The organism is Nocardia sp. NPDC056564, assembly GCF_042793755.1.
Lineage (GTDB): Bacteria > Actinomycetota > Actinomycetes > Mycobacteriales > Mycobacteriaceae > Nocardia.
The window spans coordinates 102,942-113,753 of the sequence record NZ_JBHTUR010000017.1 but is presented as its reverse complement, the minus strand read 5'-3'; the positions used below and the strand labels follow the sequence as shown (position 1 = coordinate 113,753).

At 69.1% G+C, this 10,812-nt stretch carries 11 protein-coding genes; 6 read left to right on the top strand and 5 right to left on the bottom strand.

The features are described 5' to 3' along the window. Positions 1–53: 53 nt before the first annotated feature. Positions 54–1,652, bottom strand: coding sequence for a carboxyl transferase domain-containing protein (locus tag ACFQ9K_RS33230; protein WP_378713631.1), 1,599 nt, complete (start codon positions 1,650–1,652; stop codon positions 54–56). Positions 1,653–1,785: 133 nt separating this feature from the next. Between ACFQ9K_RS33230 and ACFQ9K_RS33225 the strand changes: the two genes are divergently transcribed. Continuing rightward, on the top strand, positions 1,786–2,379 hold the full coding sequence (locus tag ACFQ9K_RS33225) for a TetR/AcrR family transcriptional regulator (protein ID WP_378713629.1): 594 nt from the start codon (positions 1,786–1,788) through the stop codon (positions 2,377–2,379). A gap of 8 nt (positions 2,380–2,387) precedes the next feature. Here ACFQ9K_RS33225 and ACFQ9K_RS33220 read toward each other — a convergent pair whose 3' ends face one another. Beyond that, the gene (locus ACFQ9K_RS33220) at positions 2,388–3,134 is read right to left on the bottom strand and encodes a 3-hydroxybutyrate dehydrogenase (RefSeq protein WP_378713627.1); all 747 of its coding nucleotides are present in this window, start codon (positions 3,132–3,134) and stop codon (positions 2,388–2,390) included. After that, entirely contained in the window at positions 3,131–4,513 is a 1,383-nt protein-coding gene (locus ACFQ9K_RS33215) for an MFS transporter (protein WP_378713625.1), read from the bottom strand. Before ACFQ9K_RS33215 ends, ACFQ9K_RS33220 begins: the two co-directional genes overlap by 4 nt. Positions 4,514–4,614: 101 nt before the next feature. Between ACFQ9K_RS33215 and ACFQ9K_RS33210 the strand changes: the two genes are divergently transcribed. Beyond that, complete coding sequence (locus ACFQ9K_RS33210) at positions 4,615–5,580, top strand: LysR family transcriptional regulator (protein ID WP_378713623.1); 966 nt, start codon at positions 4,615–4,617, stop codon at positions 5,578–5,580. A 12-nt stretch (positions 5,581–5,592) separates the two neighbouring features. On the opposite strand, the gene ACFQ9K_RS33205 is transcribed toward ACFQ9K_RS33210, so the two are convergent. Continuing rightward, a complete protein-coding gene (locus ACFQ9K_RS33205; protein ID WP_378713622.1) occupies positions 5,593–6,336 on the bottom strand; it encodes an ABC transporter ATP-binding protein in 744 nt (247 codons plus the stop codon). 45 nt (positions 6,337–6,381) lie between these two features. Further along, entirely contained in the window at positions 6,382–7,440 is a 1,059-nt protein-coding gene (locus ACFQ9K_RS33200; RefSeq protein ID WP_378713620.1) for an ABC transporter permease, read from the bottom strand. A gap of 131 nt (positions 7,441–7,571) precedes the next feature. Between ACFQ9K_RS33200 and ACFQ9K_RS33195 the strand changes: the two genes are divergently transcribed. From ACFQ9K_RS33195 to cobM, 4 genes are read left to right on the top strand one after another with little or no spacing between them, the layout of a single operon-like run. Continuing rightward, the gene (locus tag ACFQ9K_RS33195; protein WP_378713711.1) at positions 7,572–8,768 is read left to right on the top strand and encodes a sensor histidine kinase; all 1,197 of its coding nucleotides are present in this window, start codon (positions 7,572–7,574) and stop codon (positions 8,766–8,768) included. After that, a complete protein-coding gene (locus ACFQ9K_RS33190) occupies positions 8,765–9,382 on the top strand; it encodes a response regulator transcription factor (RefSeq protein ID WP_364723167.1) in 618 nt (205 codons plus the stop codon). The genes ACFQ9K_RS33195 and ACFQ9K_RS33190 overlap by 4 nt, the downstream gene beginning before the upstream one ends. A gap of 59 nt (positions 9,383–9,441) precedes the next feature. After that, the gene (locus ACFQ9K_RS33185; protein ID WP_378713618.1) at positions 9,442–9,867 is read left to right on the top strand and encodes a PPOX class F420-dependent oxidoreductase; all 426 of its coding nucleotides are present in this window, start codon (positions 9,442–9,444) and stop codon (positions 9,865–9,867) included. Positions 9,868–9,896: 29 nt separating this feature from the next. Then, positions 9,897–10,646 carry a precorrin-4 C(11)-methyltransferase gene (cobM, locus tag ACFQ9K_RS33180; protein ID WP_378713617.1) on the top strand — a complete coding sequence of 250 codons (750 nt, stop codon included), beginning with the start codon at positions 9,897–9,899 and terminating at the stop codon, positions 10,644–10,646. Positions 10,647–10,812 lie beyond the last annotated feature (166 nt).

The following is a 10,812-nucleotide window of genomic DNA, read 5'->3' as shown; positions in this document are numbered from 1 at the left end:
TCCGTCGTGTGCGATTGGCACACTGTGTTTTCGGTTCACTCGCTGACGCTCCTTCACATCCGGAAGACGCCGTAGGAAACGGGTTCGAGCGGCGCTTGCGCGCACACCGAAAGGGCAAGTCCGAGGACGGTTCTGGTGTCCGCGGGGTCGATCACGCCGTCGTCCCAGAGCCGGGCCGTCGAATAGTAGGGGTTGCCCTGGCTTTCGTACTGATCGCGGATCGGCGCCTTGAACGCCTCCTCGTCCGCCGCCGACCACGGCTGGCCCGAGCTGTCGAGCTGATCGCCGCGCACCGTCGACAGGACGGAGGCGGCCTGCTCGCCGCCCATCACCGAGATCCTGGCGTTCGGCCACATCCACAGGAAGCGCGGCGAATACGCGCGCCCGCACATCGAGTAGTTGCCCGCGCCATAGGATCCGCCGATCACCACGGTGAGCTTCGGCACCCGCGCGCAGGCCACCGCGGTGACCATCTTCGCGCCGTGCTTGGCGATGCCGCCCGCCTCGTAGTCGCGGCCGACCATGAAGCCGGTGATGTTCTGCAGGAACAGCAGCGGGATCTTGCGCTTGTCGCACAGTTCGATGAAATGTGCGCCCTTCATGGCGGATTCGCTGAACAGCACGCCGTTGTTGGCGACGATGCCGACCGGGTGGCCGTGGATGTGCGCGAAGCCGGTGACCAGGGTCTTGCCGTATTCGGCCTTGAACTCGTGGAAAGCGCTGTCCCCGTTCGGGTCGCCGTCAACCAGGCGATGGATCACCTCGCGGACGTCGTACGGGGTACGCAGGTCGACCGGCACCACGTCGTACAGCTCGGACTCCGGGGCCGCGGGTGCGACCGGCGGCAGCACCGCCCACGGGCTCGACGGACGCGGGCCGAGGGTCGCCACGATGCGGCGCACGATGCGCAGCGCGTCCTGATCGTCCTCGGCCAAATGATCGGTGACACCCGATGTGCGCGAATGCAGTTCGCCGCCGCCGAGGTCCTCCGCGGTGACCACCTCGCCGGTCGCGGCCTTCACCAGCGGCGGCCCGCCGAGGAAGATGGTGCCCTGATTGCGCACGATCACCGCCTCGTCGCTCATCGCGGGCACGTATGCTCCGCCCGCGGTGCAGGAGCCGAGTACCGCGGCGATCTGCGGAATTCCCTTGGCGCTCATATTCGCCTGGTTGTAGAAGATGCGCCCGAAGTGCTCGCGATCGGGGAAGACCTCGTCCTGCTCGGGCAGGTAGGCCCCGCCGGAGTCGACGAGATACAGGCACGGCAGCTGATTCTGCAGCGCGATCTCCTGCGCGCGCAGATGCTTCTTCACCGTCATCGGGTAGTAGGTGCCGCCCTTGACGGTGGCGTCGTTGGCCACGATCACGCACTCGCGGCCGGACACCCGCCCGATCCCGGTGATGATCCCGGCGCCGGGGGATTCGTCGCCGTACATCCCGGTCGCGGCGAGCGGGGAGAGTTCGAGGAATGGGCTGCCCGGGTCGAGCAGCTGGTCCACCCGCTGGCGGGGCAGCAGCTTGCCGCGCGCCACATGGCGGTCCCTGGCCTTCGCGGACCCGCCGAGCGCCGCGGCGGCCAGCCGGGCGTTCAGGTCGTCGACCAGCGCCTTGTGGGCGACTCGGTTGTCGACGGCCAATTCGGTAACTGTCATTACGTGATCCTTGTGGGTCAGCGTCGCGGAGCGACTCGACGAGGGGCGACGGGCGGACCAGTTAGTCGCCGATAACTGGAATCCAGGTTAATCTTGGTTAACCGAGATGTCCAGGTAGGCGAAAGGAGCGCGTGTGACCAGCACCGACCCCGTCGCGCTCACCCGCCGTGAACAGCTGAAAGCGCAGCGACGGCAGCAACTCCTCGACGCCGGAGCCCGGCTCATCGCCGACCGCGGCTTCCTCGGGATGCGCCTGGACGACCTGGGCGCGGCCGTCGGCATCAGCGGCCCCGCGGTCTACCGCCATTTCCCGAACAAGGAGGCGTTGCTGGTCGAACTGCTCGTCGGGGTCAGCCAGCGGCTGCTCGACGGCGGCAAGGCGGTGGTCGCGCGTACCGCGGGCGCGGCCGAGGCGCTGGCCGGTCTGGTCGACTTCCACCTCGACTTCGCGCTCGGTGATCCGGACCTGATCCGGATCCAGGACCGCGACCTGGAGAACGTGCCCGTCGCCGCCCGCCGGGAGCTGCGCCGGACCCAGCGCCAGTACGTGGAAATCTGGGTCACGGTGCTGCGTGAACTGCATCCCGGCTTACCCGAGGAGACGGCGCGGGTGCAGGCCCACGCCGCCTTCGGGCTGATCAACTCCACCCCGCACAGCGCGAGCACCGCAACGGCCGTCCGGGCCAGGCCCGTGCTGCGCCGAATGGCGTTGTCCGCCTTGGGGTGAGGGCTCGATCATCGAGCGCTCCAGCCGCCGTCCATGGTGTAGGAGGCGCCGGTCACCATGCCCGCGTCCGCCGAGGCGAGCCAACTCACCAGCGAGGCCACCTCTTCCGGCTCGACCAGGCGTTTGATCGCGCTCTCGGTGAGCAGGATCTTCTCCAGCACCTGCTGTTCGGGGATGTTGTGCGCCTTGGCCTGGTCGGCGATCTGCTTGTCCACCAACGGCGTTCGGACGTAGCCTGGGCTGACGCAATTGCTGGTGACGCCGTGCCTGCCGCCCTCGAGCGCGGTGACCTTGGACAACCCCTCCAGGCCGTGCTTGGCGGTCACGTAGGCGGACTTGAACTCCGACGCCCGGAGTCCGTGCACCGACGAGATATTGATGATCCGGCCGAAGCCCTGCCGGTACATGTGCGGCAGGGCGGCGCGGATGAGCAGGAACGGCGCCTCGACCATCAGCGTGAGCAAGGTGCGGAACTGGAACGGGGCGAAGTCCTCGATCGGGCTGATGCTCTGCACTCCGGCGTTGTTCACCAGGATGTCGATCTCGAGCTCGAGCGTTTCCAATTCGTCGGCTTCCAAAAGGTCTACCGCCCAGGACTTCCCGTCGAGCTCGCGGGCCAGCGCCTTCGCGCCGACCTCATCGATGTCGGCGATGGTGACCCGCGCGCCGCGGGCGGCCAGGGCCCGCGCACAGGCGGCGCCGATTCCGCTGGCGCCGCCGGTGATCAGGGCGGAACGGCCGGTGAGGTCGCTCATTTGGCGGCCACCGTGGCGGGCCGGCCGGCCAGGTAGTCGGCATCGGCGAGGTCGACGGTTGCCAAATCCAGACCTTTCGTTTCCCGGGCGAAGTAGACGGCGACGACCGTCACCGCAGCGGCGATGGCCAGATAGATGGCGATGGGTACCGCGGACTTGTAGGTGTTCAACAGGCGGACCGCGATGATCGGCGCCAGCGATCCGGCCACGATCGAGGTCACCTGATAGCCAAGGGACACACCGGAATACCGCATGCGGGTCGGGAACATCTCGGCCATGATCGCGGGCTGTCCGGCGTACATGAAGGCGTGGAAGACCAGGCCGATGATGATCGCGAACAGGATGATCGCGTTGTGCCCGCTGTCCATCATGGGGAAGGCGAAGAAGCCCCAGGTGCCCGCGGTGACCGCGCCGATCAGGTAGATCGGCCGCCGGCCGAAGCGGTCGGACAGCCGCCCGACCAGCGGGACGGTCACGAAATGCACCGCGTGCGCGGCCAGCAGCCACCAGAGGATGACCTTGGTATCGACGTGCACCTGCACCTTGAGGTAGGTGATGGTGAAGGTGACGACCAGGTAGTACAGGATGTTCTCGCCGAACCGCAGGCCCATGGCGGTGAGCACGCCGCGCGGGTAGCGCTTGAGCACCTCGACCACGCTCAGCGACGTCGCCTTGATCTGCTCCAATTCCTGTTGCGCGGCAACGAAAATGGGCGCGTCGGTGACCTTGGTGCGGATGTAGTAGCCGACCAGCACGACCACCGCCGACAGCCAGAAGGCAACGCGCCAGCCCCAGCTGAGGAAGGCCGCGTCCGACAGCCAGGTGGTCAGCGCCAGCAGCACGACCGTCGCCAGCAGGTTCCCCATCGGCACCCCGGCCTGCGGCCAGCTCGCCCAGAAACCGCGGCTGCGGCTCGGACTGTGTTCGGCCACAAGCAGAACCGCGCCGCCCCACTCACCGCCGACGGCGAAGCCCTGGATGAAGCGCAGCACGACCAGCAGGGTCGGCGCCCAGTAGCCGATCTGACCGAACGTCGGCAGGCAGCCCATCAGGAACGTCGAGGCGCCGACCAGGATGAGGCTGAATTGCAGCAGCTTCTTGCGGCCGTACTTGTCGCCGAAATGCCCGAACACGATGCCGCCCAGCGGGCGTGCGGCGAATCCGACGGCGTAGGTGATGAAGGCGGCCAGGATCGCGTCCAGATCGCTGGTGCCCTTGGCGAAGAACACCTTGCTGAACACCAGCGTCGCGGCGGTGCCGTAGAGGAAGAACTCGTACCATTCGACGACCGTGCCCGCCATCGATGCGGCGACCACCCGTCTCAGGCCGGTCGGCACCCCGCCCGGGTCGCTTGGCCACAATGCACTGCGCACGCTCATCGAACTCTCCTTCGTGCCAGGGGTCACATCAGGATGTCGATGTGATGGCCCCCACAAATCTCGGCTGCAACGAAGTATTAGTGCAGATCGGTTTGTCCGCAATGACTAGATGTGCAGTACGTATCTGCGAGGATGCAGATATGAACGTCGGTTCCGCGGGGTCTGCCCGTCGGCCGAGCGCGGACGACCTGCTGGTGCTGCTCGCCGTCGGCCGATCGGGTCGGTTCGTGTCCGCCGCCGAGGAGCTCGGCATCAACCACACCACCATCTCCCGGCGGATCGCCGCCTTGGAACACACGCTCGGCGGCCGGGTGCTCACCCGGGCCGCCGGCGGCTGGGAGCTCACCGAACTCGGCAAGGAAGCGCTGGCGGCGGCCGAGGTGGTCGAGTCCGCGGTCAAATCGCTCGCCGCCGACGCCGACGGCAGCCGGGTATTGGAAGGCGTGGTCCGGATTTCGGCCACCGACGGCTTCAGCGCCTACCTCGCCGCCCCCGCGGCCGCCGAGGTGCAACGCCGGCATCCCAAGATCACCGTCGAGATCGTCGCCACCACCAGGCGCGCCTCCACTCAGCGCTCGGGCCTGGACCTCGAGGTGGTGGTCGGCGAACCACAGGTCCACCGCGCCACCGCCATTCGCCTGTCCGACTACTGCCTCGGCCTCTACGGCAGCCGAGACTACCTGCGCGAACACGGAACTCCCTCGACCATCGATGACCTGGCCCAGCACCCGCTGGTCTACTTCATCGACTCCATGCTCCAGGTGGACGACCTCGACTTGGCCTCCAGCTTCGCCCCGGCGATGCGCGAATCCGTCACCTCCACCAACGTTTTCGTGCACGTCGAGGCGACCAGGGCCGCCGCGGGCATCGGTCTGCTGCCCTGCTTCATGGCCGACCGGCATGCCGATCTCGTGCGCGTCCTCCCCGTCGAGGTCTCCGTCCGGCTCGCCTACTGGCTGGTCGCCCGCGCCGAAACCCTCCGCAGGCCGGAGGTGGCCGCCTTCGTGGACGCCCTGCGTACCAAGGTCTTCCGCGAACAGGATGCGCTGCTCGGCTACCTCGATTGATTCGCTACCGGCTCAGGCCGGGTGCGGGACGAAGTGTGCTGGAACGTCCGAGTTCTGGGTCAGGCGGCCGTCGGTCATGGTGTGCACGGCCGTCATCCGGTGCAGGTGGGTGCGGTCGTGGGTGACCAGGAGGGTCGCCGCGTTGTGGTCGTGCACGATAGTCAGGATCAGGTCGATGATGGCGGCGCCGCGCTCGGTGTCCAGGGCGCTGGTCGGCTCGTCGATGACGAGCAGGGCGGGGTTGTTCATCAGGGCGCGGGCGATGTTGACCCGTTGCCGTTGCCCGCCGGAGAGCTGGGCGGGGCGCTTGGCGTGTTGCTCGGCCAGTCCGACAGCGTCGAGGAGTTCCATTGCCCTGGCGCGGGTTTCGTGGCGCCGGCGGGTTGAGGTGGGCCGGCGCTGGCCCAGGTGGGACATGACCTGGAGTTGTTCGACGGCGGTGAGGGCGGGGATCAGGTTCGGTTGCTGGAAGACGATGCCGATCGATGTGCGGCGTAGTTCGGCGGCCTCGCGACGGCCGACCGTGGCGAGATCGACACTGCCGGTGGGGGTTCGGAGGTCGATGCGACCCGAGTCGGAGCGGATCAGCGTGGACGCGACGGCGAGCAGGCTGGATTTGCCCGAGCCGGACGGACCGGTGATCGCGGCGATCTCACCACCCGCCACGCGCAAGCCGACGTGGTCCAGCGCGGTGAGTCTGCCCGATCCGTCGGGGTAGGTGAGGGTGACGTCATCGAGGGTCAGGGTGGTGGTCATAGGTCGAAAGCTCCAGTGCGTCAACGAGTCTTGGGTGGTGCCGAGTCAGCGTCCCGCGCCCAGTGCGGTCAGCGGGTCGGTGGTGAAGAGGAAGCGGAGTGCGAAGGCGGCGCCGAGCAGGCCGAGGACGATGAGGGCCGCGGCGGGGAGCAAGGTGGTCGCTGGACTCAGCACGAACGGGAGCGCGTCGCCCAGGAAAGCCGCTGCGGTGACCGTGATTCCGAGTCCGACGGCAACGCCGGCGGCCAGGACGATCGCGGCCTGCGCGAGTGCGTCGCGGACCAGCGAGCCGGAGGTGGCGCCCAGTGCTTTGAGGGTTGCGATGTCCGGCATGCGCTGGACGGTCCAGACGGTGAAGAACGCGCCGATCACCAGGGCGGAGATGGCGAACAGGAGCACGGTCATCAGGGTCAGCGAGCCGTTCTCGGCCTGATAGGCGCTGAGCGCGGACAGCGCGCCGCGCGGGTCGGTCGTCTGCGTGTGCGCGGCGGCGTTCAACGCCGCCTGGTCCGGCACGCCGGAGACCGCGAGCACGGTGGCCGCGCCGGAGCGCGGGCTCATCGATTGCCAGTCCGCGAGGGTGGTCCAGACCACCGGAGTGTGGCTGTACCAATCGTCTCCGCGCACCGCGGCCACGGTGAAGTCGCGGCCGCCGATGGTGACGGAATCGCCTGCGGCCGCGCCTAGATCCTTGGCCGCGCCGGTGCTGAGCACCACGCTCCCGTTCTCGGTTGCGGATCGGTTGCCGAAAGCGGTTCCGGTGGTGCCGAAGAAGGCGACCTGCGCCGAGGCGCGCCCGCGCGGATCGACCTTGCCGTGGCTGATCCCGATCGGGTCGACCGTGCCGTGCGGGCCGGCCGCGGCCTGCCAGGCGGCGACCTGCTCGGCGGTCAGCGTCGAGGCGTCGAACGACGGGGCGGCGCCGGTGTCGGCGAAGACGACGGTGTCGCCGGGGAACGATTCGACGGCCGAGATGTTCTGGTGCGCGAGCCCGGCGGTGAGCCCGCTGAGGAAGCTCACCAGCAGCGCCACCAGCGTGACGACCAGGGTGATGAGCAGGAAGCGGCCGCGGGCGGCGCGCAGATCTCGGAGTGCGACGAACATGCCTTTCACTGTTCCGCGCCGGGAGCCCGCGGCCATCGCGCGCGGGATGGAAAGGCGCACCATCGAACGGTGGGCGGCGTTTTACACCTTTCGATGGATGCCGCCGGGGTAGCCGCACATAAGCTGGCATGGTGCACTCGTCCCCGCTCACGCCCGTCTTCACCGCGCTGCGGCTCGGACTGCACGTGCTGATGACGGCGCTGGCGGTGGTGATCGCCGTGCGTGCGCTGCTGCCCGGCGCGCCGCACCCGGTCCCGGTGGTGGCGCTGACCGTGGGCTTCCTGGCGACCTACTTCGCGGGACACGTGCTGAGCGGCCGCCGCGGCGGGATCGCGATCTGGTTGACCGCCCTGACCGTGTGGTGGCTCTGCCTCGTCGTGCTCGCCCCCGACGCGGGCTATCTGGCGTTCGGCCTCTTCTTCCTCTACCTGCATCTGCTCCCGCGCCCATGGAGCCTGGCGGCGGTGGCCGTCGCGACCGCGATCGCCGTGGTGGGTTTCGGCGTGCACCGCGGCTGGTCGGTGGCCGGCGTGATCGGCCCGGTGTTCGGCGCGGCGGTCGCGGTCGGCATCGGTCTCGGTTACCAAGCGCTGTTCCGTGAATCCGCCGAACGGCAGCGGCTGATCGACGAATTGCTCAGTACCCGAGCGATACTCGCCGAACAGGAGCGCACGGCGGGCAAACTGTCCGAGCGGGAGCGATTGGCGCAGGAGATTCACGACACCGTCGCGCAGGGCCTGAGCAGCATCCAACTGCTCCTGCACGCCGCGGAACAGTCCGCACCGGATCACCCCGCGCTGCGGCAGATTCGGCTGGCCAGGGAGACGGCCGCGGAGAACCTCGCCGAAACCAGAAGGCTGATAGCCGAATTGGCGCCCGCCGCCCTCGACGGCCAATCCCTCGCGCAAGCCTTGGAACGAATCTGCTTGCGCGCCAACGCTCCCGGCCTCGCCACCCAGCTGGTGGTCGAGGGCACGCCGGAACGGCTGCCGATGCCGATCGAGGCGGCACTGGTACGCATCGCCCAGGGGGCGGTCTCGAACGTCGTGCGACACGCGAAGGCCGATCGAATGCGCTTGACCCTCACCTATGCCGACGCCGAGGTCCTGCTCGACGTGGTGGACGACGGCATCGGCATCGCGCCCGACGTCCTCGACCACTCGCCGTCCGGCTCGTTCGGCCTCGCCGCCATGCGTTCCCGGGTGGAGCAGCAGGGCGGCGTCATGGCGGTGGAATCGGAACCGGGACATACCGCGGTCACTGTCGCCTTCCCCCTCGAAACCGCCGCGCCCGAACCGGATTCGGCCGAACCGGGAGCGCCCGCATGATCCGCCTGCTGCTGGCCGACGACCACGCCATCGTCCGGGCCGGGCTGCGCGCACTGCTCGACGGCGGCGACGACATCACCGTCGTCGGCGACGTGCCGACCGGCGAGGCGGCCGTCGCGTTCTGTGCCACCACCCCGGTGGATCTGGTGCTGATGGACCTGAGCTTCGGTCCCGGTCGCTCCGGCGCGGACGCCACCGCCGAGCTGCGCGCGCTCCCGCAGCCGCCGAATGTCCTGGTGGTGACCAACTACGACACCGACGCCGACATCCTCGGCGCGATCGAGGCCGGCGCCTGCGGCTACATCCTGAAAGACACCCCGCCCACCGAACTGCTCGCCGCCGTGCGCTCGGCGGCCGCGGGGGAGAGCGTGCTGTCGCCCGCGGTGGCCTCGAAGCTGATGACCCGGGTGCGCCGCGCCGACACCACCTTGAGCGCCCGCGAGATCGAGGTGCTGCGGCTGGTCGCCGACGGCCGGTCCAATCGGGAGATCGCCAAGGAGCTGTTCCTCAGCGAAACCACCGTCAAGTCGCACCTGGTGCACATCTACGCGAAACTCGGTGTCCGCTCCCGCACCTCGGCCGTCGCCCGCGCCCGCGAGCAGGGTGCGATCTGAGCGCGACATGCGCCCGCGGCTGCCCCGCCCGGCCGCCCGCCTGCGCCTAGGGTGAAGCAATGGCTTCTCTTTCCGATCCACAGGTGCGCGAGTTTCTTTCCGCAGGCACGCGGACGGGCAAGGTCGCGTTCGTCGCCGCCGACGGCCGGCCGGTGGTGACCCCGGTCTGGTTCGTGCTCGAGGGTGACGAACTGGTCTTCAACACGGGCAAGAACACCGCCAAGGGCAAGGCGTTCGCGCGGGACGGCAGGATCGCGGTGATCGTCGACGTCGAGGCCGCGCCGTACCCGTCGGTGCAGGTGCAAGGCACCGTCACCCTGTCCGAGGATCCGGCGGAACTGCTCCGCACCGCGACCGAGATCGGCGGCCGCTACATGGGCGCCGACCGCGCCGAGGAATTCGGCAAGCGCAACGGCGTCCCCGGCGAACTCGTCGTCCGCCTGCGCCCGACCAAGGTGCTCGCCCACTTCGACGCGACGGCCTGACCCGAACCCGCCTGAATACACTCACCCGCATGACCGTGCACTTCATCGGCGCCGGGCCGGGTGCGGCCGACCTGCTGACCGTGCGGGCGGTCACCCTGCTCGGCGCGTCGCCGGTGTGCCTGTACGCGGGCACCTATCTGGACCGAGAGGTGCTCGCGCACTGCCCGCCCGACGCCGAGCTGATCGACACCCAGCACCTGGACCTCGACCAGATCACCGAGCACCTGGTGCGCGCCGACCGGGCGGGCAAGGACGTGGCCCGGCTGTGTTCGGGTGACCCGTCCGTCTATTCGGCCCTCACCGAGCAGACCCGCAGGCTCGACGCGCACGGCATCGCCTGGGATGTCACCCCCGGTGTCCCCGCCTACGCCGCCGCGGCCGCGCTGCTCGGCGCCGAACTGACCGTCCCCGAGGTCGTGCAGTCGGTCGTGCTGACCCGAACCCAGGCCCGCTCGACCGCGATGCCCGAGTCCGAGGCCCTGGCCACCTTCGCGGCGACCGGCGCCACCCTCGTGCTGCACCTGGCGATCACCCGCATCCGCGCGCTGGCCGCCGAGCTGGTCGCCGACTACGGCCGCGACTGTCCGGTCGCCGTGGTGTACCGCGCCAGCCAGCCCGATCAGCTGATCCTGCGCGGCATCCTGGCCGACATCGCCGATCAGGTCGAGGCCGCCGAGCTGCGGCAGGCCGCGATCATCCTGGTCGGCAAGGCCCTCGCGGGAGCGGCGTCGTGTGCCGAATCCCACCTCTACGATCCGGCGCGCGCCCGGCATCGGTGACCCGCCGCGCCGCCCGCGCAGCGCGTCGCGCAGGATGTGAGGTCTGCAACAGGAGACCCGCGAAGTGCGGACAACTCCACTGCCTGTGATGATGTCGGTCGGCTATCGAGGTTGGTTGGTTCGGCGCGGGCGACGACGGTAGATTGGTTCGGTGATCTGCAGCGAG